Source organism: Quadrisphaera sp. RL12-1S, from assembly GCF_014270065.1.
GTDB lineage: Bacteria > Actinomycetota > Actinomycetes > Actinomycetales > Quadrisphaeraceae > Quadrisphaera.
Genome location: NZ_JACNME010000013.1, coordinates 1 through 25,672, shown reverse-complemented (window position 1 = coordinate 25,672; position 25,672 = coordinate 1). Strand labels below are relative to the sequence as shown.

Sequence of the window (25,672 nt, the reverse complement as noted above, 5' to 3'; positions counted from 1 at the left end):
GCACGCGCCACCACCCCGGGTCACGCCGGGGGCAGGAGGGGCAGGTGCTCCAGCACCTCGTAGCGACCGTCGGAGGTGTGGCTGCGCACGAGCCGCGCCTCGACGGCCGTCCAGGTCGGCCCCCGCACCCCGGCCAGCTGGTCGGCCAGCTGTCCCAGCGCACCGGCGCCGCCGCGGCCCGCGGCGCGGGCCAGCGTGACGTGCGGCCGGTAGGGACGCTCCTCGAGCCCCAGCCCGGCCGCTCGGGCCGCCCCGGCGACGCCGGCGGCGAGCGACGACAGCCGCTCGACGTCGCCGGCGACCCCCGCCCACAGCACGCTCGTGCCGAAGGTGCCCGTGCCGGCCAGCCGCAGCCGCACCGGCCCGGCCGCCGCCACCGCGGAGCGCAGCGGCGGCGCGAGGCGGCGGACGTCGTCGTCGTCGAGGTCTCCGAGGAAGGCGAGCGTGACGTGCCAGCGGGACGGCGGCGACCACCGGACCCCCGGCACCCGGCCGAGCTCGACGACGGCGTCCGCCACCGGCTGCAGCGCTTCCGGCGGCGGCTCGAGGGAGACGAAGAGCCTCATGGTGTTCGGGAAGTCCATGATCACGGTCGGAAAGTGCTTCGGAGGTCCATGATCACGGACGGGAGGGGGTCAGCGGACGCCGAGCAGCGACTCGATCGGGGCGATCGCGAAGTACACGACGAACAGCGCCGCCAGCAGCCACAGCAGCGGGTGCACCTTCCTCGCCCGCCCGGTCACCGCCATGAGCAGCGCGTACGAGACCAGCCCCGCGCCGATGCCGTTGCTGATCGAGTACGTGAACGGCATCACCACCATGGTGAGAAACGCCGGGACGGCGATGGTGAGGTCGCTCCAGTCGAGCGAGCGGATCTGCGTGGCCATGAGGAACCCGACGACGACGAGCGCCGGCGAGGCGGCCTCGAACGGCACGATCTCCACCAGCGGGGTGAAGAACACCGCGAGCAGGAACAGCACGCCCGTGACCACGCTGGCCAGGCCGGTGCGGGCGCCCTCGCCGACGCCAGCGGCCGACTCGACGAACGTGGTGTTGGACGAGACCGAGCCGATGCCACCGGCCGCGGCCGCCACGGAGTCGACCAGCAGCACGCGCTGCACGCCGGGGACCTGCCCGTCGGCGTCGAGCAGCCCGGCCTCGGCGGTCACGCCGGTGACCGTGCCGACCGTGTCGAAGAAGTCGGCCAGCACCAGCGTGAAGATGATGAGGACGGCGGCGACCACGCCGACGCGGGCGAACCCGCCGAAGAGGTCGACCGCGCCGATGATGGACAGGTCGGGCGTGCCCACCAGCTGCTCGGGCAGCTTCGGCACCACGAGGCTCCAGCCCGAGGGGTTGGTGGCGCCGTCGGCCGCCGTGCGCGGCCCCACGCCCGTGATGGCCTCCACGACGACGGCGAAGACGGTCGCCGAGATGATGCCGATGAGGATCGCGCCCTTGACCTTGCGGGCCATGAGCACGAGCGTCAGCAGCAGGCCCACCACGAAGGTGACGGTCGGCCAGCCGGTGAGGCTGCCCCCGACGCCCAGCTCCAGCGGCGTGCCGCCGCCGGCGGGGGTGCGCACGAAGCCGGAGTCGACGAAGCCGATGAGCGCGATGAACAGGCCGATGCCCACCCCGATGGCGGTCTTGAGCTGCGCGGGGACGGCGCGGAAGACCGCGGTGCGGAAGCCGGTCAGCACCAGGACGGTGATGACGATGCCCTCGACCACCACCAGGCCCATGGCCTCGGCCCACGTCATCTGCTTGGCCACCGAGAACGTCACGAAGGCGTTGAGGCCGAGCCCGGCCGCGATGGCGAACGGGTACTTGCCGACCACGCCCATGAGCAGGGTCATCACGCCCGCAACCAGCGCCGTGGCGGCGGCGACCGCGGGCACGCCCAGCACGCGGCCGTCGGCGTCCGCCGCCGTGCCGATGATCAGCGGGTTGAGGACGACGATGTACGCCATCGTGAAGAAGGTCGCGAAGCCTCCGCGGACCTCCCGCCCGACCGTCGACCCGCGGGCCGTGATCGAGAAGTACCGGTCGAGGCCGCTGGGGCCGCCGGGACCGCCGGAGTCGGGTGAACGCCCGTCGCGCGTGCTGGTGGGCGTGGGTGCTGCGTCTGCCACGTGGTCGGATTCTGCCCTGAGTCCGTGACCGGGTCGAACACCGCGCTGGTCGTGGCGCTCATGCGCATGATCGTGGGAGGGAGGAGGGTCGCCGCCACCTCCCCGCCACGATCACGCGCGTCCGCGCCACCTCAGCGGGTGGAGGCGAGGACGCGCGCGGCCTCGCGCGCCGCGTCGGCGTTCTTCTGCAGGTCGCGCGAGCCCGCGAGCTTCGCAGCGATGTGCTCGCCCACGGTGGTCGGCGGGTAGAGCGGCTCCTCGCCGTCCTCGACGGTCCCGGGCAGGGCGGTGATGACGGCGTCGACGTCGCCGTCGTGGAAGAACGCCGCCGAGCGCCGCCGCTCGATGGTCCCGTCCACGATCGGCGGCTTCACGCGGTGCAGCGTCGACATCCAGCGCTCGTTGGTCCAGCGGGCCATGACGTCGCCGAGGTTGACGAGCAGCGCGCCGTCGGCGGGCACGACGTCGTGCCAGCCGCCGTCCGCGCCGAGCACCTGCAGGCCGGGCACCTGGTCGGCCCACAGCACGGTGACGATGCCGAAGTCGGTGTGCTCGCCCATGCCGGTGAGGTCGCCGTCGAGGTCGACCGTGCCCGGCGGCAGCGCGTAGTTGTTCATGCGCAGCACGTCGAGGCTGTGGCCGGTGGACCCGCGGAACCAGCCCGGCTCCAGGCCGAGGGCGTCCGCGAAGACGTCGGTGAGGGTCCGGGCGACCCTCCCCGCTTCCCGTTCCCACGCCTGGACGCGCTCCCTGAAGCGCGGGACCAGCTCCTCGGAGGGCCAGAGGTCCTCGGGGTAGTGCGCCGGGTCGAGCGGGACGGGCGCGTCGGGGTAGTCGCTCACGGCGGCGCCGGTGTTGAACGCCTCGAAGAAGTCGTTCATGCGGCTGGCGGCCTCCACCCCCAGCGACAGCGAGAGGTTCTCGCTCTTGGGCGGGGTGTAGCCGCGGTTGACGCCCTTCGGCGCGCGCAGCAGCTTCTTGGTCTCCAGCGGCAGGCCGAAGAAGTCGTCGATGGCGGACGCCAGCCCGGCGGCGACGCCGTCGGGCACGCCGTGGCCCACCACCTGCACGAACCCGACGGTCCTGCAGGCGGCGTCCATGGCGGCGGCGGTGGTCGCACGCTCGGCGGCCGTGCCACCGGTCGCGTACGAGGAGATGTCGACGACGGGGACCTCGAAGCCAGCGCTCACCCCTGTGACGCTAGGCATGCGCGGCGGCCCGTGGGTGACGGTGCTGTTACGCCGTCACCGGGGACCGCCGACCGCGGTCTCAGGGAAGGCGGGCGGAGACCGCCTCGCCGTGCGCCGGCAGGTCCTCGGCGCTGGAGAGGGCCAGCACGTGGGGGGCGACGTCGGCCAGGGCGGCCTGGGAGTACTCGACCACGTGGATGCCGCGCAGGAACGTCGCCACGCTCAGTCCCGCGGTGTGCGCGCACGTGCCGCCCGTGGGCAGCACGTGGTTGGAGCCTGCGCAGTAGTCGCCCAGCGACACCGGCGAGTACGCGCCCACGAACACCGCGCCGGCGTTGCGCACCCGCGCCGCCACGCTCACCGCGTCGCGGGTCTGGATCTCGAGGTGCTCGGCCCCGTAGGCGTCGACGACGGCGAGACCGGCCTCGACGTCGTCGACCAGCACCACGAGGGACTGCGGACCCGCGAGAGCGACCGCGATCCGGTCGCCGTGCCGGGTGGCCGGCACGCGGCGGGCCAGCGCCTCGTCCACGGCGTCGGCCAGGTCCGCGCTGTCGGTGACGAGCACCGCCGCGGAGGCCTCGCCGTGCTCGGCCTGGCTGATGAGGTCGGCGGCGACGTGCTCGGGGTCGGCGGTGTCGTCGGCGAGCACGGCGACCTCGGAGGGGCCGGCCTCGGCGTCGGTGCCGATGACGCCGCGCAGGAGGCGCTTGGCGGCGGTGACGTAGATGTTGCCGGGGCCGGTGACGAGGTCCACCGGGGGGCAGCTCTGGGAGCCGTCGGCCTCGCGCGCGCCGAGCGCGAGCATGGCCACGGCCTGCGCGCCGCCGACGGCGTAGACCTCGTCCACCCCGAGCAGCGCGCACGCGGCGAGGATGGTCGGGTCGGGCAGGGCGGCGTCGGGGCCGCTGCCGCGGCGCGGCGGCGTGGCGACGGCGAGGCTCTCCACGCCGGCCTCCTGCGCCGGGACGACGTTCATCACCACGCTGCTGGGCAGCGGCGCCACGCCGGCGGGCACGTACAGGCCCACGCGCTGCACGGGCACGAAGCGCTCCGTGACCGTGCCGCCCTCGACCACCTGCGTCACGACGTCGGTGCGGCGCTGATCGGCGTGCACGAGGCGGCTGCGCCGGATCGACTCCTCGAGCGCCGCGCGGACGGCGGGGTCCAGAGCTGCGAGGGCGTCGGTGAGCGCCTCCGCCGGGACGCGCAGGGCGCCCACGCGCACGCCGTCGAACCGCTCACCGAGGTCGCGGACGGCGTCGGCACCCCCCTCGCGGACCTGGTCGACCACGGGACGGACGACGGCGAGCGCCGCCTCGACGTCCACCTCGGCGCGCGGCATCCGGGCGCGGAGCTCGCGGGCGTCGACGTGGCTGCCGCGCAGGTCGAGGCGCTGCATCGCCGCTGCGGCCGTCGTGGGGGCGCTCGTCGAGGAGGTCGCACTGCTCACGAGCCCCAAGCCTACGGGCGCTCCCCCACCCCCTCCGTGATCATGGGCGTTGTGCGCACGACCCCCCGTGATCATGGGCGTTCTGCGCACCCGCGCGCGCTCAGCACCAGGACCAGGCGCACCGTCAGGACCTGACACTGCGCCGGTCACGCACCCAGACACCGGCGACGACGACGATCGCAGCGCCCAGCGAGGCTGCTCCCACGGCGGCAGCAGCGAGGCCCGCGACCCACAAAGGCTCTCCCCTGGCGTTGCAGGCGGCGTTCTCCTGCTCTTCGACTGGGTCCAGAGGGCCGTCGAGGTAGCGCCACTCGACACCGGCGTGGCTGTCAGCGGCGTCCCCGCACCCCGTGTTCCCCGCCCTGATCGGCACATACCAGAGCAGGACGGCAGCGAGCAGGAGGGCGAAGACGCCACCGACCAGCAGCACGCTCACTTGGCTGAGCCGCCGCTCGCTCACGATCGGGACGGTCGTGCCGCAGGTGTGCACAACGCCCATGATCACGGCGGGTGGTGCGCAGAACGCCCATGATCACGGGGAGGTGGGGGGCGGGACGAGGGCGGTGCGCGCCGCGGAGAGGAGCGCCGCCGCCACGGCGTCCAGGGCCGGGCTGCGCAGCTTCCACTGCTGCCAGAACAGCGGCACGTCCACCGGCGCCTCGTCGAGGAGCACGAGCCTCCCGGCGGACAGGTCAGCAGCCGCGTGCACCCGCGGCAGGAGCGCCCACCCCCACCCCAGCCGGACGGCCTCGGAGAAGTCCACGGACGCCGGCACGTGGTGGCGCGGCGGGTCGAGCCGCTCCCCCGCCCCGGCGCGCGCGGCCAGCCAGTCGTCCTGCAGCTCGTCGTCGCGGTCGAAGACGACCACGGGCGCGCTCTCCGGGTGCGAGCGCCAGCGCTGCGCCACCTCCGGGGCGGCCACCGCCAGGTAGCGCATGGCGCCGAGCGGGCGCACCGAACAGCCGGGGACGGCGACGGCGTCCGCCGTGATCGCGCCGACCACGGTGCCGTCGCGCAGCAGCCGGGCGGTGCGCGCCTGGTCCTCGCGACGCAGGTCGAGGCAGACCTCCGCGTCGGTTCCGGCGAGGTGGGCGAGCGCCGGCAGCACCCAGGTGGCGAGGGAGTCGGCGTTGACGGCCAGCGGGAGCACGGGCGGTCGGGCCTTCCGAGCGCTGGCAGCACCCTCGGCGTCGTCGCCAGGCGCCCCGAGGGCGGCGGAGGCGTCGGCGACCAGCAGCGACACCTGCCGGGCCAGCTGCAGCACCCGCTCCCCCGACGCCGTCGGGCGGACGGGTCGCGAGCGCACGAGGAGCACCCGCCCGGTGGCGGACTCCAGCGCCCGCAGCCGCTGGCTCACCGCGGACGTGGTGATGTGCAGCTGGCGGGCTCCCGCCTCGAGCGTGCCGGCGTCGACGACGGCGGCCAGCGCCCGCAGCTGCCCGAGGTCGAGGTCCACACGACCGACGTTAAGCGATCCTTCACGGCGTGCAGGAGGTGTCGATCGACTTCACCCCGCAGCGCTGCCTAGCGTCACCTGCGTGAGCGACGCCCACCTCCTCGCCGCCGCCGCGGGCCTCGGCCTCGGCCTGTCCCTCATCGTGGCCATCGGCGCCCAGAACGCCTTCGTGCTGCGGCAGGGCCTGCGGGGAGAGCACGTGCTCGCCGTCGTCGCGGTGTGCGCGCTGTCGGACCTGGTGCTCATCGTCGCGGGGGTCGCCGGCGCGGGAGCGGCGCTGCAGGCGTGGCCGGCGGCGCTCGTCGTCGTGAGGCTGGCCGGCGCGCTGTTCCTGGCCGGCTACGCGGTGCTCGCGGCCCGCCGCGCCCTGCGCCCGGCGGCGGACGCCGCGCTGCGCACGGAGACCGGCGGCACGAGCACCTCACTGGCCGCGGCGCTGGCCACGTGCCTGGCGCTGACGTGGCTGAACCCCCACGTCTACCTCGACACGGTGGTGCTGCTCGGCTCCATCGCCAGCACGCACGGCGAGGAGCGCTGGTGGTTCGCCGCCGGCGCCGCAGCGGGCAGCGCCATCTGGTTCGCCGCCCTGGGCTTCGGGGCGCGCCTGCTGCGGCCGCTGTTCGCCAGGCCCGTCGCCTGGCGGGTGCTGGACGCGGTGATCGCCGTGGTCATGGCTGCGCTGGCGGTGACGCTGCTCCTCGGCCTGTGACCCACGACGACGACGAGCGCCGTCAGGGCTCAGAGCCGCTGCGCGATCGCCCGGCGCAGCGCGTCGTGCTGGGGCCCGCGCGCGGTGGCCGGGTCGTGCCAGCGCTCGACCGGGTAGACCCAGACGGGGCGCCGGACCACGTCGTCAGGCTCCCAGCCGTACCGGGGCCAGACGTGGGTGTGGAGGAACGGGCTGGCGTTGCCGAGGATCTCGATGTTCACGCGCCGGAAGGCCGGGTCGGCCGCTGCGCACGCACGCTCCACCGCCTCGGCCAGCGCCGCGACGCTGTCGAGGTAGTCGCGACGCGCACCGGCGCCGAGGTCCGACAGGCGCGTGGCCGCCGGGTCGTCGGTGAGCAGCACGCAGTACCCGGGCAGGAACTGCGCGTCTCCGAGCGCGGCGAAGGCTCCGGGCAGCCGCGCGAAGACGCTGGGGTTCTCACCCCGCAGCGCTGACCCGACCCGGTCCTCGCGCCAGTCACCCACGGCGTCGGTCCGACCAGGAGCCGTCAGCGGTAGACCCGGTCGACCTTGGAGAACGCCCCGTGCGCGTGGTCGCGCCGGTAGGTGGCGTGGTCGGTGCGCACCCGGTCGGCGGCCTCCGCGGCGAACTCCACGACGTCCTCCACGAACAGGTCCAGCGGGGCCATCGCGGCGAGGATCTCCGGCTCGACGTCGTGGTCCACCCGGCCGGCCTCGTCGGAGCGGGCGTGCAGGTTGGCCAGCACGCGGCCGCAGACGCGGGCGTAGTCGTGCCACCCCTGCCCGGACAGGCCGGTGAGGTCCACGCTGTCGCGGTACCAGCTGCGCTCGCGCACCAGGTAGCTGTCACCGTCGTGCTGGACGCTGCCGTAGAAGACTCCGCCGTTGACCATGGCCACGCGCTGCGCGTGCGCGATGCGGGCGCCGTGGCGCGCGGAGGCACCGCCGTCGGGGTCGTCCCCGCCCACGGAGGGGTCGGCGTGGTCCTCGTGGTCGTCGGGGCTGATGTCCGAGGGCGGCACCAGGCCCGCGAGCGCGGAGCGGCGGGCCTGCTTGACCTCGAGGAGCAGGTCGTCGGTGCCCTTCTCGTCGGCGCCCCCGATGAGCAGGTAGTACCGGGCCAGCCCGAGGGAGGCGGTGCCCTGGCCCTTGCGGACGGCGACGTCCTTGACGCGCATGCCGTCCGCGCGGGGCGGCACCTCGATCTCGTTCTCGGCCACGTAGCGGTCCACCAGCTCCTGGAACTCGGCCAGGCGGCTGCTGACCGGCACGATCTTCTTGCTGGGCGCGAAGCGGCGGCCGGTGTCGTCGAGGTACTTGCTGGTGAGGTAGGCGGCGCGGGAGCCGCGGACGGCGTGGTCGAGCAGGGCGGCGATGAGCGGCGGGGCGTTGTCGCGGCGCATCTCGTCGAAGGCCTCGGTGGCGTCCGCGGCGTAGGCGCGCATCGCGTCGGCGTACCCGCGCACGAACGCCTCCGCGGTGCTCCGCTGCCGCGCCTCGCCCTTGGCGCCCTCGCTCTCCGCCGCGACCATGAAGCCGGTGGCGCCGCGCTTGAGGTCCCACGTGAAGGGGGCGTAGGCGGCCTCGTCGTAGTCGTCGATGCCGAAGACGGGCACGTCGTCGCGGTTGGGCACCACCCCGAAGTTGTCCGGGTGCACGTCACCGGCGGACAGCACCGTCGGCATCCACGGGTCCTCCCCGGCCATGTCGCGGTAGAAGAGCAGCGCTGTGCCGCGGAAGAAGGAGAACGGCGAGGCGGCGAGCTTGTCGAACTTCTCCCGGGCCTCCTCGTCGTGGGTGGCGATGCGGGTCTGGTGGTCCTCGCGGATGGTCTGGCGCACGTGGATGCGGCGCTCGGAGCCGGTGAGCAGCCGCGGCAGCAGCACCATCTCGCCGGCGGCCCGGCGCTGGGCGAGCAGCGTGAACGCCTCCACCCGGGAGGCGGCGGGCGCCTCGCCGTCACCGCCGTGGTCCGGGGCGCCGGGGCCGCCCTGCTCGGCGTCGGCCCCCTGCGACAGCAGGTCGAGCAGGGCCGTCCGCGTCATCCGGCGGGTGACGCGCAGCCCGCGTCGCCGCGCCAGCTGGAACAGCTCCTCGCGGGTGGCGGTGGAGGCGGTGCCCTCCAGCCCCTCCGTCGCGGTGCCGTCGTCCTGGGTGCCCGTCGTCTCGACCACCGCACCGGTGTACAGGTCCCGACGGCTGCGCGCGAGCCGTGCGAGCCCCGTCCGCACCACCTCAGCGCCACGTCAGCGCCACGTCAGCGCCGTCGCACCTCGCGGGCCACGAGGTGCACGAGGTAGGCGCCGCCGAGGGAGACCGTCACCACGCCGGCGGGCAGCGGCACCGGCAGCAGGTGCTGGGCCACCACGTCGGAGGCCAGCAGGAGCAGCGCTCCCGCGGCGCCGGAGAGCAGCAGCGGCTGGTGCGGGGTGCGCGCCAGACGCCGCGCCACGTGCGGGGCGACCAGCGGCACGAACGCCACCGGCCCCACCACCGCGGTGGCGACGCACACCAGCAGCACCCCGAGGAGCAGCGCTGCGGTCCGCACGGCGGGGACGCGCACCCCGGTGGCGGCGGCGACGTCGTCGCCCAGGTCGATCTGCCGCAGGGATCGCGACAGCGCCAGTGCCACCACCACGAGCGCGGCCGTGAGCACCGCAGCGGGCAGGGCCTGCACCGCGGTGACGCCGTTCAGCGACCCGGCGCCCCACGCGGAGGCGAACATCGCGACGTCGAGCTCCACCTGCAGCAGCAGCCACGTGTTGACCGACGCGAGCAGCGCCGACACCCCGATGCCGACCACCACCAGCCGCAGCCCGCCGACCACCCCGCCGCGGGCGAGCAGCCAGACGGCCACGGCAGCGGTGAGACCGCCTGCGACGGCGCTGGCCGTCAGCGCCTCCCAGCTGCCAGCCCCGGCGACGAGCGCCACGAGCACCCCGGTGAACGCGCCGTGAGCGAGCCCCACCACGTCGGGGCTGGCCAGCGGGTTGCGCGTGACGGTCTGGAACAGGGCCCCCGCCACCGCCAGCCCGGCCCCGAGCACCACGGCAGCCAGCGCGCGCGGCAGCCGCCAGCGCACCACCACCACGTGCCCCAGCCCGTCCCCGCCCAGCGCCTGCAGGACCTGGCCCGGGGTGAGCCGGAACTGCCCCAGCCCCAGGCTCACCAGCACCAGGAGCAGGACGACGACGACGAGCACGGCACCGACCACCGCGCTGCGCGGACGCCGTCGCACGGGCCTGCGCAGGCCCGCGGCGAGCCCTGTCACCGGGCTCACCGGGTGCTCTGCCGCGCCACGGCGATGAGCAGCGGCGCCCCGACCACGCCGATGACCACGCCCACCGGCACCTCCGCGGGGGCGATGAGCACCCGCCCGAGCACGTCGGCGAGCAGCACGAGCACCGGCCCCAGCAGCAGGCAGGTGGCGAGCAGCCGCCCCTGGTGCGGGCCGACCAGCCAGCGCGCCACGCGCGGTGCCACCAGGCCGACGAAGACCAGCGGCCCGGCCACCGCGGTGGCGGCCCCGGCGAGCAGCGTCACAGCGGCCACCACGGCCAGGCGCAGCCCCCCGGTCCGCACGCCCTGGGAGCGGGCGAGGTCGTCGCCGAGCGCGAGCGCATCGAGCCCGCGGGCGCACGCGGCGGCCACCACCAGCCCGGCGAGCACGAACGGCACCGCGGGGACGAGCACCTCCCAGCCGCGCCCGAGCACGGAGCCGGCGTTCCAGCTGCGCATCCGGTCGAAGGCGTCGGGGTCGCTGAGCACGAGGCCCGTGGTCACGCCCGACAGCGCCGCCCCCAGCGCCACGCCCGCGAGCACCAGGCGCAGCGAGTCGCCGCCGCGACCGCCGCCACGCCCGCCGCCCGCGCTGCCGACGCCTCCCACCACGACCACGGCGGTGCTCAGCACGCAGGCGCCGGCGAGGGCCAGCCAGAGCACCGACCAGGGGTCACCCAGCCCGAGGAGCGCCACCCCCAGCGCCACGGCGAAGGCGGCTCCGGCGTTGACGCCCAGCAGGCCGGGGTCGGCCAGGGGGTTGCGGGTGAGGCCCTGCACCAGCGCGCCGGCCACCGCGAGAGCGGCGCCGGCGAGCACGGCCGCGGCCGTCCGGGGCAGCCGCAGCCCCATGACGTAGTCGGCCTCCGCCGTGCCGCGCCCGGCGAGCGCGTCCAGCACGGCGGTGGGCGCCAGCGGCTTGGCGCCGACGGCCAGCGACAGCGCCACGGCCAGGGCCAGCGCGGCGAGCCCCCCGACCAGCACGCAGGGCAGGACGACGGGCAGCGGCGCGCGCCGTCGTCGTCCTCGGTCCGCCCGGGACGACGACGGCGCAGCGGCCTCCAGGGGGCGTGCGGGCATCAGGAGCCGGCGCTGAGGGTCCTGTCGAGGTCGTCGAGGACCTTCTGGCCCCCGAGCGGCCCGACGCCGGAGATCCACCAGCTGGTGTCGACGGGCACCACGTGCGGGAAGTCCGCGGCGTTCGCCCGGATGGCCGAGGGGATCGCGGCGGGGTCGGCCGGGTCGGTGGCGGTGACGAAGACGACGTCGGCCTCCGCCTGGGTGATCTGCTCCGGGGAGATGTCCGTCTGGATGGACTGGGCCCACTCGCGCTGCGGGATGGTCAGCCCGACGCACTCGATGGTGCTGCCGGCGAAAGAGGTCGGGCTGTAGAGGCTGAGCGTGGTCTCGTCGCGCGGGCGGACGAGCTGCGCGGTCATCCCGGCGGTGGGGTGCGCGGCGCGGACCTGCTCGCAGCGGTCGGTGTACTTCCGCAGCGCTGCCGTGGCCGCACCGGGCGTGCCGAGGGCCTCGCCGACCAGGCGGACGCTGTCCTGCCAGGGGTCGGTCTGCGACGCCTGGAAGACCGTGGGGGCGATCTGCGACAGCTGGTCGTACAGCTTCGAGTGCCGTGCTTCGGTGCCCATGATGAGGTCGGGCGCCAGCGCGGCGATGGCCTCGAGGTCGGGCTCGCTCACCGTGCCGACGGGCTCCACCCGGTCTCCGACGCCCAGGTAGGCGGGTACGCCGGCGGTCGCGCTGACGACGGCCGCTCCGACGGGCACCACACCGAGCGCCACGGCGGTGTCGAGCTGCACGGGCTCCAGCACCACCACGCGCTGGGGTGCGGCGGGCACCTCGGTGGTGCCGCGGGCGTGCGTGACGGTGCGCGCACCGGTCGCGGTCACCGCGGGCTCGGCGCTGGCAGTCGCGCCGGCGCTCGGCGTGCCCGCTCCCGCGGAGGAGCAGCTGGCCAGCAGGGCGGCGGTGCAGACGAGCGCGGCGGCGACGAGCGGATGGCGTCGGCGGCCAGCGCGGACGCGGGCAGGGGTGGTCACAGCAGTCTCCCAGTGGTTAGGTGAGGCACACCTAACCTAGGGGTGATCGTCAGCCGGCTGCAACGTCCCGGCGGGGAGCCGGCCGGACCCCCGTCAGCCCTCCGGCGGGGGCGTGCGCAGGCCCCGCTCGACGTGCAGCGAGCGGTACACGCCCGTGCGCAGCTCCACCTCGTACTCCGCCGTCAGGGGCATCGCCAGCTCCCGCGCGACCGCCACCTCGGCGTCGACGTCGTACGGCACCCGCACGAACTGGTAGCTGAACGGCGCGGGCTCGGCCGAGTCGAGCTCCCCCTCCAGCAGCAGGTAGCTCAGCTGCGGGTCCTCGTCGAGGGGGTTGCCCGACGAGCCGCAGTTGATGAGCGTCCGCCCGTCGATCACCTCGCTGTAAGCGTGGTGGAGGTCGCCGTAGACGACGACGTCGGGGACGGGCGTCGGCCCGTCCCGCTCCGTCAGCGGCGTCGCGGAGAAGAAGGAGTCGAACTCCTCCTTGCTGTGGTGGCGCCAGATCCGGGTGAACGGGCTGTCGGTGGAGGCGTGCACGAACCGCACCTGCCGGCCCGACAGCAGCAGGTGGTGGGCCAGCGGCAGGGAGCGCATCCAGGCGCGGTCGTCGTCGGACAGCTCCGCGCGCCACCACTGCATGCCCGGGTGCACCATGCGCCGCGACAGGTCCGAGAGCACCACCTCCCAGTTGCCCATCACCGTCAGCGCGCAGCGCTCCCGCGTGAGGGCCACGCACTCCGAGCCCCGGGGACCCTTGCCGGCCACGTCACCGAGGTTGAGGACGAGGTCGGCGCCGCGGCGGTCGGCGTCGGCGAGCACCGCGCGGTAGGCGGTGAGGTTGCCGTGGACGTCCGAGACGACGGCGATGCGCACCACGCCCCCACCTTCTCGCACGTCCTCGGTCGCTGCTGCCCCGCCCCGCGCCCTCGTCTGCTCTGCGCGCCGGTGCTCAGTGGGGAACCCTGCGTCCGGTGGGCAGCCTCACGTCCGCTTCCAGCCCCGGATCCGGACGCCAGCCTGCCCACCGGACGCGAGCCTGCCCATCCCGGGGGCGACAGACCGACCGGTCCTGTGCCACCGTCGGCCGACGACCGCCGCCCCGCGCCGGAAGGGCTCACGTGGACGTCGACGCGACCTCCGCCCGGACGGGCGCCGCTCTGAGGGAGGCGCTGGCGGCGGGGCTCGTCGTCGTCCCCGACCACCGGCTCGACCGTGACGACCTCCTCGTCGAGCTGGTCGGCAGCGGGGAGAGCTACGCGGCGTGGCGCGTGCGGGGCGGGGAGCAGGACGTGCTGTTCCGGTTCCCCCGGCGGCCGCCGGAGGAGATGCCCGCCGCGATGGCGGACGAGCTCGCCGCCCTGCGCCGGGTGCCCGAGCATCTGGGCCCCCGCGGGATCACCGTCGACGACACCACCGACAACCCGCTGGCACGCCGCTACCTCGTGACGAGCTTCGTGGCCGGGAGGGTCGTCGACGGCACGGCGTGGACGCCGCAGGTGCTCGACGCGCACACCCGGCAGCTGGCTCGGCTGCACGACGCCACGCACCAGGCGTCCGGACGGCCGCCCCGGCCCCGCGACCTGGCCGCCGACCTGGCGCGGGACGTCGCCGGGTGGTGCGCCGCCGCACCGGACGTCGCCGCGGACAGCAGCGCCACCGCGCTGGTCCCGGCGGTGGTCGAGCACCTGCGACGCCGGCAGTGGGCGTTCCAGGAACCCGCGGGCCCGGTGCTCGTCCACGGGGACGCGGTCGCCACGAACGTCGTCGTCGACGACGGCTCGGTGCCCCGGTGCATCGACTGGGAGTGGGCGCACGACGGCGACGTCGCCCAGGACCTCGCCTACATCGGCGGGCAGGTGCACGGCGGCCCCTGGTACGTGCCGATGAGCGCCGCGCAGGTGGAGGCGCAGCTGCAGCGGTACCTGGAGGCCCGGACGACGGTGGAGGCGTCACCAGCCGAGCTCGAGCGGCTCGCGGCGCGCCGGCAGGCGTGGGAGGTCTACGAGCGGTTCGTGTCGAGCCTGCACTTCGAGAAGGTCCACCGGGCCTCCAGCGCGAACGCCCGGTACGGACCCTGGGTGGCCACGCAGCGGGCCACGCTCGCGGCGCTCCTGGACGACGAGCGCTGAGCCGGCGTCACTCCTCCTCGCACGGGAGCCCGTCCAGCGCGGCACCGCGAGGCTTGATCGGTCCACCGGGCCTGTGCCAACCTGGAGCCAGCGAGGCCCCTTCCGTCCGCGGACGCGCCCGACGACGAGTCGAGAGGCGCCACAGCGTGGGCACGTCTTCCACCGCCCAGCAGCCGACAGCGGCTGCAGCCCTGCCAGAGATCCCGGTGCCGCCCCGCGGAACCCCGGTCGGTCCGCCCTCGTGCACACCCGCGCCGGCCAGGTGCTGGGCCGGGACCTGCTCCAGTGGTGGCGCGGCGGCGCCCGGGTGACCCCCGAGGTGGTGGGGGTCGACCACCGCTACCGCGACGCGCTCGTGGACTGGTGCGAGCGCACCGCCCAGGCGCGTCGAGGAGAGCCGTCGGAGCCATGAGGGCCTCCCCCGACGGCTGCGGGGATCGGCTCCCTCAGCGTGACCGGGCGACTACGCGCATGGGGGCGCTTCCCGCAGCCTCCGGACGCCGAGGACAGCACTGATCTTGCCCTCGGTGATCACCCGCACCTAGCGTTGCCCGCTCGTGCGGTCCGCGGGACCTCCCGACAGCTGCCGTGCAGGAGGACCAGCGCCATGACCGACTACACGAGCCTCCACCTCGAGCGCAGCGCACTCGTGGTCATCGACATCCAGACCGACTTCATCGACGGCGCCATGCCCGTCCCCGGCACCGAAGCCGCGCTGCCCGCTCTCGAGCGGCTCCTCGACGCCTTTCGCGCCGCCGGGCGACCGGTCGCCCACGTCATCCGCTTCTACGAGCCCGGTGGCTCCGACGTCGACACCGTCCGACGCGCCAGCGTCGAGGCCGGAGCGGTGGTGGCAGCGCCGGGCACCGCGGGCTCGCTGATCCCCGCGCGGCTGACCGGCGGGCGGGTGGTCGAGCTGGACCACAGCGCGCTGCTGGCTGGAGAGCCGCAGCTCCTCGGCCCGCGTGAGGTGGTGCTCTACAAGCCGCGCTGGAGCGCGTTCCACCGCACCGGCCTGGAGCGATGGCTCGCCGAGCAGCGCGTCGACTCCGTCGTCGTCGCCGGCTGCAACCTGCCCAACTGCCCGCGCGCCACCCTCTTCGACGCCGCCGAGCGCGACCTCCGCACCGCCCTGGTCACCGACGCCACCTCCCAGGTGACGGCGGAGCGCCTCGCGGACCTGCAGCTCATCGGCGTCAACCTCCTCACCACGGCAGAGCTCGAGTCCCTGCTGGCGGGATGAGACCGGTGGACCTCGACCGGCTGCGGGAGCGCCTCACCGTCGCCCTGGGCGAGCGCGCGGAGCGCCTCGGCGTCCCCGGTCCCCTGGAGGAGCTCACCGGCGGCTGGGCCAGCACCTCGGTGCTGGCGTGCGCGCTGGCCGTCCCGGTGCCGGACGCCCGCGCCCACCTCGACGCCCACGCGGCCGACGCGCCCTCGACGCCCGCCGTCCTCAAGCTCTACGCCGCCGACCGCGCCGGCGTCGAGCACGCGGCCCGCGAGCACCGCGCGCTCGACTTCCTGCGCGGCAGCGCCTGCCGCGTGCCGGCGGTCCTGGCCCTCGAGCTCGACCCCGCGGTGCTGGGACGGCCGTTCCTCCTCATGGAGCGCGCCCCCGGCCGCTCCTGGTGGTCCGCCTACGAGTCCTCCGACGACGACGGTGAGCGCCGCCGCCTGGTCAGCTCCTTCGTGCGACCGCTCGTGGCGCTGCACGCCCTGGACGCCCACCCGCTCGGGCCTGCGGCGACAGCCGCGGCGCGCGGCCGGGGCGCCGCCGACTCCGAGCTGGCCGGCCTCCAGCGCGACGTCGCGGCCTTCCCCCGCTCCGGGCTCGGCGACGTCGTCGGCTGGCTGCACGCGCACCGCGCGGACCTGGCGTGCGAGCGACCGGTGGTGCAGCACCGCGACTACCACCCGTGGAACGTCCTCGTCGACGACGACGGCGAGGTCTGCGTCCTCGACTGGGACTGGCGGGTGGGGGACGCGCGCTTCGACGTCGCCTGGACGTGCGCGCTGGTGGAGCGCAGCGGCCACGGCGCCGTCAGCGCTGCGGTCCGGGAGGAGTACGAGCGGCAGCGCGGCGCACCGCTCCACCACCTGGGCACCTTCGAGGTCCTCGCCACCGTGCGCTGGCTGCTCAACGTGCTCCCCGCGCTCGGGCCCCGCAGCCAGCTCCCGCCCGGCAAGCGGGAGGACTTCCGAGGCTTCCTCGTGGAGCCCCTGCGCCGCGCGCGCGAGCTGCTGCGCGCACGCACCGACCTCGACGCGCCGCTGACCACCTGAGGCACCGACCCCCTCCTCCGTCCGGGTGTCTCCCGGGAGAGGGGCTCGTCCGTCGGCCGCCGCGTGTCGATGGGGAGGAGTGCGCCGCTCGAGCGCGCTTCGAACCTCGGGAGCGTCTGAGTGATCGTCCAGAAGGCCACAGGATCCGGTGCGCTCGCGGCGCTCTGCCGCGGAGCTGCTGCTGCCGGCCTCGGCTGCGTCGCGCAGTGGCTGCTGCTGCAGGTGGGCCTCGAGCTGCCGCTGCTCCCCGTCGTCGTCCTCGGGGTGCTGGTGGGATCCACGAGCAGCCCCTTCGGCCGCCGGACCATCGAGCGGCTGGCGGGCGGGCGCGCCGCGGTGCCGGTCCTCGTGCTGGGCTGCTCGCTGCTGACCGTGCTGCTGGCGGCCCTGGAGCTGTCGGTGCTCGTGCCCGCGGTCGCCACGTCGGCGTCGATGCACGCCGTGGTGGTGGCGCCCTCGCGCCGGCGGCTGGTGCAGAGCGCCGTCATCACCGCCGGGGCCACGGCCGCCGCGCTGCTGGCCCAGGGCCTCGGGCTGGTGGGTGGTCTCCTGCCCCTGCCCGCCACGGCCCTGCTGGCGCTGGCCTTCCTCGCCGTGACGTGGCCCGCCGTCGCCAACGCCTTCGAGGCCTCCGCGCGAGCCGCCGCCGAGCGGACGGCCCGTGACGCCGAGCGCGCCCAGCACATCGCCGTCCTGCACCACGCCGCCCACCACGACAGCCTCACCGGCGTGCTGAGCCGCCGGGGCCTGGAGGCGCTGGTCGCTGACGCGCCGACGGCCGACGCCGACGAGCTGCACGCCGTGCTCTTCGTGGACCTGGACGGCTTCAAGCCCGTCAACGACGAGCACGGCCACGCCGCCGGTGACGCGCTGCTCGTGGAGGCGGCCCTGCGCATGGGCCGCTGCGTCCGCCCGACCGACCGCATCGCGCGGACCGGTGGGGACGAGTTCGTGATCGTCATGACAGGGCTCGTGCACACGGGCGTCGTGGACCGCGTGGTGGAGGCGCTGCGCAGCGTCGTCTGCGAACCGGTGCTGCTGCCCAGCGGCGCTCAGGTGCGGGTGGGCGTGAGCATCGGCGCGGCCGTGGCCAGCGCCGAGAAGCCCCTGCACGCGCTCCTGCGGTCGGCGGACGAGGCCATGTACGCCGAGAAGCGGTCGCGGCGCCAGCTGCGCCCGCTCAGCAGCTGACGCCGAGCGGCTGCGGCTCCCCCGGGACGCTGGCCGTTCTCGCCGCCGGACGCACGGCGAGGTGGACCCCCAGGACCGCCGCGCCGACCAGAGCGCCCCCGCCGACCACCGGGAGACCGTCGTAGTTGATGGTGGCGCCCGCCGGTCCGGTGACCATCATCGAGAACACGCCGCCCGCCACGGCCGTCAGCCCCAGGGGCATGGGCAGCAACGCCAGCGCTCCCCCGGTGGCCACCAGCCCGGCCCCCGCCGCGGCGCGCCCTCGACGCCGGCCCCACCGCTGCGCCGCGGGGGCCAGCACCAGGGGCGCCGCCGCCAGGGCCAGCACCACCCCGGGGACCCACTGCCCGTCCCGGACCTGCCACACCCCGTCCGCAGGCCCGACGAGCACCGCCAGCGCCGCCGCCGGCAGGGCGACCGCCGCCACCGCCTCCACCAGGTCGCGGGCCAGCAGCACCCCGGCGACGACGACGGCCACCGTCAGCGCCGAGGCGGCCACCACGTTCGAGGACGCCAGGTCCGCGGGCACCCACGGCGCGTAGCGCGGTGAGCCCATGCCCTGGTAGACGAGCACCGGCAGGGTCCCCGCGGCCAGCGCTCCGGCGGCCGCGAGCGGTCCGCGACCACCACCGGGTCCCGCCGGCAGCGACCGGTCGGGCACCGAGCGCCGAGCTCCTACCGCCGAGCCCGTCACGCCCGCAGCGACGGCCGCCCCCACGACCAGGGCCATGGCGGACGCCGCCAGGAGCACGGGTCCGCCGTCCACGGCGCCACCGAGGGACGCGTTGGCGACCACCGCGGCCGTGACGCCGGCCACCCAGCCGCCGACCAGCGACCGCCGGGCCCGTGCGCTCAGGGCGATCGCCAGGCCGGCGGCCACGACGAACAGCGCGGCCAGCCGCGCGTCGTGCGCCACCAGCCCCAGCTCGTCCTGTCCCGGCATCTCCGCGGTGTGCCCGTCCCCGAGGGCTCGTGCCTCCGCCGCGCGCACCGCGGCCATCGAGGTGGCCGCCAGGGCCCACGCCCACGCGCCCAGGCAGACGACCGCTGCTCCGACGAGGGTCGCGGCGCGTCCGCGCACGGTGTCCACGGTCGGAGTGTCGCGGATCACGGGCCTCCTGCGACAGGGGTGTCGCGCGGCGGCCGGCGGGTCAGGCGCCGAGACGCCGCCGCTCCACCTCGGCCACCAGCCGCGACACGCACTCCTCCACGTCCAGCTCGGTGGTGTCGAGCACCACGTCGGGGTCGATCCGCCGCAGCTCCTCCGGCCACCTCGCGTAGACGCCGCTGAGGAAGTCGTGCTGCTTCGACAGGCCTCGGGTGGGGTCGGCCAGAGCCCGCTCGTAGGCGACGGCGAAGCTGGTCGTCACCCCGACCACCAGCACGGCGGTGCCCGCGGGTGCCTGGCGCACCAGGCGCGCGGCCTCTTCCTGCGACGCGCCCCCCTCGGCGATGACGCACGTCGTCCCCGAGCGCAGCCACAGGCCCGTGACGGCCTCGTAGATCCTGTGCGCGACGTCCCAGCCGGGCAGGGTCGGCAGCGCCATGGCGGCGAGGGCGTCGAGCTCGACCACCGCGACGACGTCGCCACCCTCGCGCAGCCGCTCCCCCAGCGCTGGCGCGATGGTGCTCTTCCCGGACGCCTGCGGACCCACGACGACGACGAGGACGCTCACCCCGCGATCTTCCCGCGCCGCACGGGCTGAGCGGCTCTCGTCAGTCGACGATGACGGCGAGGACCAGGGCCTCGTCGAGGGCTCGGCGGACCAGCGCCTGCAGCCGCTCGAGCACCAGCGCGACCTCGGTGCCGGCCTCGAAGCTGGCGGCGGTCCACGTGCGGGCCTGCTCGACCTCCTCGAGGAGCGCCTCCAGCTCTCCCCTGCGGTGGTAGTGGTCGCGGAACTCGTTCCAGCGCGCGAGCACCGGCAGCCGCCGCACGGTGGTGTCCCGGCTGATGAACTCGTCCAGGACCCCGTGGACGTCGTAGAGCGCGTCGATGACCCCGGGCCCCCTCCGACCACCTCGGCCCGGCTTCCTGGCCCAGATCTTCTTGCTGTTGCCACCCAGCGGGTCACCGGGGAACGCCTCGGCGATGAGCACGTCCGTGGCCACGGGTCACGCCCTCCCGTCGTCCGCGGGCTGAGCGCGCCGCAGCACCAGCACGCGGTCGGCTCCGCGCTGGAAGCCGTACCCGTCCGTGGCCCTCAGGTCGACGACGACGTCGTCGCCCAGCCGCCCCAGCAGCGCCTCCAGGCCGGGGTGCTCCCGGACCCCTCCGACGACCACGAGCGGGAACACGCGCACCTCGCCCCGCGAGACGCGCAGGAGCTCGGTCAGGGCAGCGAGGTGGAACGCGTCGTCGAGACGGTCGGCGTAGGTGAAGAGCAGGTGGGAGCACAGCACCAGGTCGAAGGCGCCGTCGGCGAACGGCAGCTGCGGCAGGGCGGCGCGCACGTAGTGCTCCGGCTCCGTCGCCGCGTGGGCGGTGAAGGCGGCTGCGGCGGCGAGGCGCTGGGCGAGGTGGTCCGCCGGGGTGGCGAAGGTGGTCCACTCGAAGTCCGCGGCGTGGTCACGCGCCCACGCCGAGCCCCGCTCGGCCTCGGCCGCCGCGTGCTCGCCGAGCTGGCGCAGCGCGCGGCTGCGCTCCGAGGAGGTCCCGTCCGGCGGGTAGGTGGGGTCGACCGCGATCACGTCCACGCCCTGCTCGCGGGCCTCGGCCGTGAAGGACGCGGCTCCGCCGGGGCAGTCGAGCACGGTGCCGGTCAGGTCGGCGTCGGTGAGCGCGAACATCGCCCGGTACTCGGCGAGCGACCGGGCGCTGACGAGCACGTCGCCGAAGCCGGACGCGCCCTGCTGGGGTGTGGTCGGTGTGGTCACGGGGTGCTCCTGGGTCTGACCGGCCAGGGGCACCGCTCGCGCGAGCCCGTCAGCCGGTGAGGGCTGAGGGACTGCGAAGCGCTGGGTGCGCTGCTGGAGTGCCCGCCCTAGGAGGGCGGCCACCACAGGCGGCGCGCAGCGGAGATCACGGACGCGACGCTAGCGGCTCGCCGCCCGCCCGCACCAGACCCCGCCGCTCGCCACGGGGTACCGGCCGTGCCGGTGGCCGCGGACCCCGTGGCCCCCGAGCCGTCAGAGGGCCCCCTTGCGGGGGTCTCCCACGGGCAGCGGTGCGATCCGGGTGACCAGCGGAGGCTCGGCGACCAGCCCGACGATGGAGGCGTCGAGCCGCTGCACCGGCTCGCCGGCGGCGTGCGCGTCGAGCATCTCGGCGGACGTCCACTTCTCCAGCATCACGACGGTGCCGTCCGGCGCGTCGTGGATGGCGTAGAGCTCACACCCCTGCTCCTCGTGCACCTCGGGGATGGCGCGGGAGAGCGCGGCGACCAGCTCCGGGCGCTTGCCCTCGGCGGGGGTGAAGACGACGGTGACGACGACGGGCTGGGACACGGTGGGACTCCGTCCGGGGTGGGTGGTGAGGGGCGGTGCGGACGCTGGACGCGCGGAGGGCGCCCAGCGGGTCTGCGGGTCAGCGGTGCGCGAGGCGGCGCGGCGGGGCGCAGCTGGAGCGCGAGACGAAGTCGGCCTGCACCTCGAGGCGCTGGGGCGCCTCGGGCAGCCGGCCCTGCATGCGCCCGAGCACCAGGTCGACGCTGTGGCGCGCGAGCATGTCGATCGGCTGGCGCACCACGCTGAGCGGGGGTGAGACCAGCTCGCTCCAGGGGTTGTCGTCGAAGACGACGACGGACAGCTCGTCGGGGATGGCCACGCCCAGCTGGAAGAGCCGGTGCACTGCGCTGCGCACCTGTGCAGTGTTGGCGACGACGAGGGCGGTCGGCGGCTCCGGGAGCGCCAGGAGCGCCGCGACCGCGTCGCCCCCGAGCTCGCCGCGGAAGGGCACGTCGCGCACGAGGACCGGGTCCACGACCTGGCCGGCCGCCAGGAGGGCGGTGCTGTAGCCGCGGATGCGCGCACTGCCGGTCGAGGTCTCGACGGGCCCGGAGATGACGGCGATGCGCGTGTGGCCGAGCCCGAGGAGGTGGTCGGTGGCCCGGGCCGCGGACGCCTCGTTCTGGAGGCTGACGACGTCGACCTCCTCGAGCCCGTCGAGCGTGCGGTCGACGAACACCAGGTCGATGCCCATGGCGCGCAGCCGGTGCCACCTGTCCACGTTCCCGCCGGCGGGGGTGGCGATGACCCCGCCGACGGAGCGGTCGAGGAGGTCGTTGAGGGCCTCGCCCTCGATGTGGGGGTCCTCCTGGGTGGTCAGCAGCAGCACCTGGGCGCCGCGGGAGCGCGCCTCCCAGACGATCCGGTCCGCCAGGCGGGAGAAGAACGGGTTGGTCAGGTCCGGCAGGACCAGGCCCACGGCGAGGGTCTGGCCGTTGCTCAGGTCGCGGGCCGCAGCGCGGCGGCGGAAGCCGAGCTCGTCGATGGCCTGCACCACCTTGCGCCTCGTCTCGACAGCGACCGGCCCGGAGCCGTCGTTGAGGACGCGCGAGACCACGGAGACCGACACGCCTGCGGTGCGCGCGACGTCGCGGATCGTCGGGGCCTTCTTCACGTGCCCTCCTCGTCGTGGGTGGGGCCACCCTACGGGCCCCGCGGTGCTCCTCCGCCGAGTCCGTTGACACTCGGCCAGACCCGATGGTACAAAACTGGTACCGGTTCCACAACGGGCCGGTCACCCGTTCTCCACCAGCCCCACCGCCCGCGACGACGACGTTGCACATCCCCTCGGGGGTGGCTCCTCCGCGTCCGGCGCACCCCGGACCAGAGAGGCCACCGTGAACCTGCACTCACTGCTGAGCGACCGCGAGCGCGAGGGGCGTCCCATCCGCGTCGGCCTGATCGGCGCCGGCCGCTACGGGACGATGTACCTCGCCCAGGCCCGCAACATCCCCGGCGTCCACGTGGTGGCCATCGCGGACATCAACGTCGAGCGCGCTCGCGGCGCCTTCGACCTGGTCGAGTGGCCGGAGGACCAGAAGGCCGCGGACATCCCCGAGGCGCTCGCCCACCGCACCACCACGATCGTCGCCGACGCCTCGGAGCTCTTCGAGCACGACCTCGACGTCATCGTCGAGGCCACCGGCAACCCCATCGTCGGGGTGCGCCACGCGCTGCGCGCCATCGAGACGGGCAAGCACATCATCATGGTCACGGTCGAGGCGGACGCCCTCGCCGGCGCCGCCCTGGCCAAGCGTGCGGAGAAGGCCGGCGTCGTGTACTCGATGGCGTACGGCGACCAGCCGGCCCTGATCATGGAGCTGGTCGACTGGGCCCGCACCAGCGGCTTCGACGTGGTGTGCGCCGGCAAGGGCGCCAAGTACCTCGAGCACTACCACCAGATGAACCCCGACAACGTCTGGGAGAACTGGGAGTTCAGCAAGGAGCTCACCGACTCCGGGCAGCTCAACCCCTACATGCACACCTCCTTCCGCGACGGGACGAAGGCCGCGATCGAGATGGCCGCGGTGGCCAACGCCGCCGGCCTGGTGCCCGCGGACACCGGCCTCACCTTCACCCCCGGTGACGTCGAGGAGATCGCCACGATCAGCCGGCCGCGCGAGGTGGGCGGCGCGCTCTCCCACGAGGGCACCGTCGACGTCATGTCCAGCGTGACCCGGGACGGGCAGCTGATCCCCCACAACACCCAGGAGGGCGTGTACGTGGTGGTCAAGGCCACCAACGCCTACGTCTCCACCTGCTTCGACGAGTACCCCTGGCACCCGGACCCCACCAAGCAGTACGCCGCCCTCTACCGGCCGTACCACTACGTGGGCCTGGAGCTGAACATGTCGATCGCCAACGCGGTGCTGCGCGGGATCTCCACCGGCCACCCGCAGGGCTTCTACGGCGACGTCGTCGCGACCGCCAAGAAGGACCTGAAGGCCGGGGAGCTGCTCGACGGCGAGGGCGGGTACACCGTCTACGGCAAGCTCGTCTCCGCGAAGCACTCCGTGGCCACGGGCGCGCTGCCCGTCGCCCTGGCCCACCACGTCGAGCTGCGCAACGACGTCGCCGCCGGCGCCACCGTCGGGTGGGACGACGTGGTGATCGACGAGTCGCTGTCCGAGGCGCTGGAGCTGCGCCGCGAGACCGAGGCCCTGCTCGCCGACTGAGCAGCCTCCACCCGACCGCTCCGCCTGCTGCACCGCTCGACCGCTCGACCGCCTGACTGCTCGACCCCGCCTCACCGGACCCCCGTGACCTTCCGATGACGAAAGGCCCTTCCATGACCCGCTCCCGCTCCGTCGCCGCCGCGCTGGCCGGCGCCGCCACCATCGCGCTCCTGACGGCGTGCTCGGCCACGCCCGACGGCGGCACCGCCTCCGCGGCCGGCAGCTCCGGAGGCGCCGACATCGCCTCCCTCGTCGACACCTCGGCGCAGACCGACGTCAAGGACGTGTCGAGCAGCCTCGGCCAGCCGACCGCACCGAAGGACGCCAAGCTCTGCTACGTCACCCGCACCCTGTCCAACGAGTTCTGGGGCTACGAGCGGGACGGGTTCGAGAAGCGCGCCAAGGAGCTGGGCGTCAAGTACCAGACCTTCGACGTGACCGACGAGTCCTCCATCACCGAGCAGCTCGACAAGGCCAAGAGCGCCATGAACCAGGGCTGCACGGCCCTGCTCGCCTCCCCCATCTCGGCCACCGGGCTCGACTCGGTCTTCCAGTCCGCGCTCGCTGCCGGCGTCCCGGCCATCGTGCTCAACGACGCGAAGAGCTCCGTGCCCGGCGTGGTGTACGTCGGACCTGACGCCAAGGCCATCGGCGAGACCGCCGCGGACTACATCGCCCAGAAGCTGCCCGGCGGCGGCAAGGTCGCCATGATCGAGGGCGACCCCGGCTCCTCGAACGCCCTCAACCGCGGCGAGGGCTTCAAGACCGGTCTGGCCAAGCACTCCGCCCTGCAGCTGGTCGCCTCCCAGACCGCGTCGTGGGACCAGACCAAGGCCCAGGACATCGCCACCGCGATGCTCACGGCCAACCCGGACATCAAGGCGTTCTACTCCCAGAACGACGGCATGGCGCTGGGCGTCGAGGCGGCCATCGCCGCCAAGGGCCTCACCGGCAAGGTGCTCCTGGTCGGCACGGACGGCATCCCCCAGGGCAAGAAGGAGATCGCCGCCGGGAACATGACGGCCACGGTGAGCGAGCAGCCCACCACCGAGGGGTCCACCGGGGTGGACGCCGCGCTGTGGCTGCTGGCGGGCAAGAAGGTCCCGGGCTGGGTGGACGTGCCGGGCTTCATCATCGACAGCAGCAACGTCGCCCAGTACCCCACCGGCATGCCGTGACGGACGACCTCACCACGTCCTGACGACCAAGGAGGAGGCGAGATGGCCGAGCACCTGCTCGAGGTCCGCGGCATCAAGAAGTCGTTCCCCGGTGTGCGTGCGCTCGACGGCGTGAGCTTCACCCTCCAGCGCGGTGAGGTGCGCACGCTCGCCGGCGAGAACGGCGCGGGCAAGAGCACGCTGCTCGCCATCCTCGGCGGGGCCCTGCGCCCCGACGAGGGGACCGTCACCGTCGACGGGGTCACCCGCACCGAGTTCACCTCGCGGCAGGCCCTTGCCGAGGGGGTGCGGATCGCCCACCAGGAGCCGGCCGTCGTGCCCCAGCTCACCGTGGTGCAGAACCTCCTGCTCGGGCGGACGCGCGCGGAGCGCGCGTCCGCCCAGGCGGACGTCGACCAGGCGCTGCAGGACGTCCACCGCATGGGCTTCCCGCTCCAGGCGCGGACGGTGGTGGGCCGGCTCAGCCCGGCGCAGCGGCACGCCCTGACGATCGCCCGCGCCTTCGC

General features: G+C 74.9%; 27 protein-coding genes. 9 read left to right on the top strand and 18 right to left on the bottom strand.

Annotation, left to right across the window (positions count from 1 at the left end):
• Positions 1-20: 20 nt before the first annotated feature.
• The 6 genes from thpR to H7K62_RS18130 form a co-directional block, all read right to left on the bottom strand.
• Positions 21-584, bottom strand: a complete 564-nt coding sequence (gene thpR / locus H7K62_RS18155; RefSeq protein WP_255480738.1) for an RNA 2',3'-cyclic phosphodiesterase — start codon at positions 582-584, stop codon at positions 21-23.
• Between the two features lie 51 nt (positions 585-635).
• A complete protein-coding gene (locus H7K62_RS18150) occupies positions 636-2,135 on the bottom strand; it encodes an NCS2 family permease (RefSeq protein WP_186721209.1) in 1,500 nt (499 codons plus the stop codon).
• Between the two features lie 131 nt (positions 2,136-2,266).
• Complete coding sequence (locus H7K62_RS18145; RefSeq protein ID WP_186721207.1) at positions 2,267-3,343, bottom strand: isopenicillin N synthase family dioxygenase; 1,077 nt, start codon at positions 3,341-3,343, stop codon at positions 2,267-2,269.
• A gap of 61 nt (positions 3,344-3,404) precedes the next feature.
• On the bottom strand, positions 3,405-4,727 hold the full coding sequence (hisD, locus tag H7K62_RS18140) for a histidinol dehydrogenase (RefSeq protein WP_186721403.1): 1,323 nt from the start codon (positions 4,725-4,727) through the stop codon (positions 3,405-3,407).
• Between the two features lie 175 nt (positions 4,728-4,902).
• The gene (locus H7K62_RS18135; RefSeq protein WP_186721204.1) at positions 4,903-5,238 is read right to left on the bottom strand and encodes a hypothetical protein; all 336 of its coding nucleotides are present in this window, start codon (positions 5,236-5,238) and stop codon (positions 4,903-4,905) included.
• Positions 5,239-5,310: 72 nt separating this feature from the next.
• A complete protein-coding gene (locus H7K62_RS18130) occupies positions 5,311-6,234 on the bottom strand; it encodes an ArgP/LysG family DNA-binding transcriptional regulator (RefSeq protein ID WP_186721202.1) in 924 nt (307 codons plus the stop codon).
• Positions 6,235-6,316: 82 nt separating this feature from the next.
• On the opposite strand from H7K62_RS18130, the gene H7K62_RS18125 reads away from it, so the two are divergent.
• Positions 6,317-6,943, top strand: coding sequence for a LysE/ArgO family amino acid transporter (locus H7K62_RS18125; protein ID WP_370591842.1), 627 nt, complete (start codon positions 6,317-6,319; stop codon positions 6,941-6,943).
• 29 nt (positions 6,944-6,972) lie between these two features.
• Here H7K62_RS18125 and H7K62_RS18120 read toward each other — a convergent pair whose 3' ends face one another.
• The 6 genes from H7K62_RS18120 to H7K62_RS18095 form a co-directional block, all read right to left on the bottom strand.
• The gene (locus H7K62_RS18120) at positions 6,973-7,428 is read right to left on the bottom strand and encodes an HIT family protein (RefSeq protein ID WP_186721190.1); all 456 of its coding nucleotides are present in this window, start codon (positions 7,426-7,428) and stop codon (positions 6,973-6,975) included.
• Positions 7,429-7,451: 23 nt separating this feature from the next.
• On the bottom strand, positions 7,452-9,098 hold the full coding sequence (locus tag H7K62_RS18115) for a DUF2252 domain-containing protein (RefSeq protein WP_222437841.1): 1,647 nt from the start codon (positions 9,096-9,098) through the stop codon (positions 7,452-7,454).
• Between the two features lie 83 nt (positions 9,099-9,181).
• Positions 9,182-10,195, bottom strand: a complete 1,014-nt coding sequence (locus tag H7K62_RS18110) for a FecCD family ABC transporter permease (protein WP_222437840.1) — start codon at positions 10,193-10,195, stop codon at positions 9,182-9,184.
• 5 nt (positions 10,196-10,200) lie between these two features.
• A complete protein-coding gene (locus H7K62_RS18105) occupies positions 10,201-11,283 on the bottom strand; it encodes a FecCD family ABC transporter permease (protein WP_186721188.1) in 1,083 nt (360 codons plus the stop codon).
• The gene (locus H7K62_RS18100; RefSeq protein WP_222437839.1) at positions 11,283-12,260 is read right to left on the bottom strand and encodes an ABC transporter substrate-binding protein; all 978 of its coding nucleotides are present in this window, start codon (positions 12,258-12,260) and stop codon (positions 11,283-11,285) included. Before H7K62_RS18100 ends, H7K62_RS18105 begins: the two co-directional genes overlap by 1 nt.
• 93 nt (positions 12,261-12,353) lie before the next feature.
• On the bottom strand, positions 12,354-13,139 hold the full coding sequence (locus H7K62_RS18095) for a metallophosphoesterase family protein (protein WP_186721186.1): 786 nt from the start codon (positions 13,137-13,139) through the stop codon (positions 12,354-12,356).
• A gap of 242 nt (positions 13,140-13,381) precedes the next feature.
• On the opposite strand from H7K62_RS18095, the gene H7K62_RS18090 reads away from it, so the two are divergent.
• The 5 genes from H7K62_RS18090 to H7K62_RS18070 all read left to right on the top strand — a co-directional run bounded on the left by H7K62_RS18090 (position 13,382) and on the right by H7K62_RS18070 (position 17,866).
• Entirely contained in the window at positions 13,382-14,392 is a 1,011-nt protein-coding gene (locus H7K62_RS18090) for an aminoglycoside phosphotransferase family protein (RefSeq protein WP_186721184.1), read from the top strand.
• Between the two features lie 241 nt (positions 14,393-14,633).
• Positions 14,634-14,804 carry a hypothetical protein gene (locus H7K62_RS18085; RefSeq protein WP_186721182.1) on the top strand — a complete coding sequence of 57 codons (171 nt, stop codon included), beginning with the start codon at positions 14,634-14,636 and terminating at the stop codon, positions 14,802-14,804.
• Between the two features lie 195 nt (positions 14,805-14,999).
• Positions 15,000-15,635, top strand: coding sequence for a cysteine hydrolase family protein (locus tag H7K62_RS18080; protein ID WP_186721180.1), 636 nt, complete (start codon positions 15,000-15,002; stop codon positions 15,633-15,635).
• Positions 15,636-15,640: 5 nt separating this feature from the next.
• A complete protein-coding gene (locus H7K62_RS18075) occupies positions 15,641-16,675 on the top strand; it encodes a phosphotransferase (protein ID WP_186721178.1) in 1,035 nt (344 codons plus the stop codon).
• A gap of 120 nt (positions 16,676-16,795) precedes the next feature.
• Positions 16,796-17,866, top strand: a complete 1,071-nt coding sequence (locus H7K62_RS18070; RefSeq protein WP_186721172.1) for a GGDEF domain-containing protein — start codon at positions 16,796-16,798, stop codon at positions 17,864-17,866.
• Here the strand turns inward: H7K62_RS18070 and H7K62_RS18065 are convergent.
• The 6 genes from H7K62_RS18065 to H7K62_RS18040 form a co-directional block, all read right to left on the bottom strand.
• A complete protein-coding gene (locus H7K62_RS18065) occupies positions 17,856-18,956 on the bottom strand; it encodes a hypothetical protein (protein ID WP_186721171.1) in 1,101 nt (366 codons plus the stop codon). The genes H7K62_RS18070 and H7K62_RS18065 overlap by 11 nt on opposite strands.
• A 61-nt stretch (positions 18,957-19,017) precedes the next feature.
• On the bottom strand, positions 19,018-19,542 hold the full coding sequence (locus H7K62_RS18060) for an AAA family ATPase (protein ID WP_186721170.1): 525 nt from the start codon (positions 19,540-19,542) through the stop codon (positions 19,018-19,020).
• A 40-nt stretch (positions 19,543-19,582) separates the two neighbouring features.
• A complete protein-coding gene (locus H7K62_RS18055) occupies positions 19,583-19,978 on the bottom strand; it encodes a hypothetical protein (protein WP_186721169.1) in 396 nt (131 codons plus the stop codon).
• Between the two features lie 3 nt (positions 19,979-19,981).
• Positions 19,982-20,743 carry a methyltransferase domain-containing protein gene (locus H7K62_RS18050; protein ID WP_222437838.1) on the bottom strand — a complete coding sequence of 254 codons (762 nt, stop codon included), beginning with the start codon at positions 20,741-20,743 and terminating at the stop codon, positions 19,982-19,984.
• Positions 20,744-20,995: 252 nt separating this feature from the next.
• Entirely contained in the window at positions 20,996-21,313 is a 318-nt protein-coding gene (locus tag H7K62_RS18045; RefSeq protein ID WP_186721167.1) for a putative quinol monooxygenase, read from the bottom strand.
• A gap of 79 nt (positions 21,314-21,392) precedes the next feature.
• The gene (locus H7K62_RS18040) at positions 21,393-22,427 is read right to left on the bottom strand and encodes a substrate-binding domain-containing protein (protein WP_186721166.1); all 1,035 of its coding nucleotides are present in this window, start codon (positions 22,425-22,427) and stop codon (positions 21,393-21,395) included.
• Between the two features lie 223 nt (positions 22,428-22,650).
• On the opposite strand from H7K62_RS18040, the gene H7K62_RS18035 reads away from it, so the two are divergent.
• The 3 genes from H7K62_RS18035 to H7K62_RS18025 all read left to right on the top strand — a co-directional run.
• Positions 22,651-23,988 (top strand): NAD(P)H-dependent oxidoreductase, encoded by a 1,338-nt coding sequence (locus tag H7K62_RS18035; protein ID WP_186721159.1) that lies wholly within the window; start codon positions 22,651-22,653, stop codon positions 23,986-23,988.
• A gap of 113 nt (positions 23,989-24,101) precedes the next feature.
• Positions 24,102-25,166 (top strand): sugar ABC transporter substrate-binding protein, encoded by a 1,065-nt coding sequence (locus H7K62_RS18030; RefSeq protein WP_186721157.1) that lies wholly within the window; start codon positions 24,102-24,104, stop codon positions 25,164-25,166.
• A gap of 42 nt (positions 25,167-25,208) precedes the next feature.
• Positions 25,209-25,672 (top strand): ATP-binding cassette domain-containing protein (locus H7K62_RS18025; RefSeq protein ID WP_186721155.1); only part of this gene is annotated, 464 nt, incomplete at its 3' end.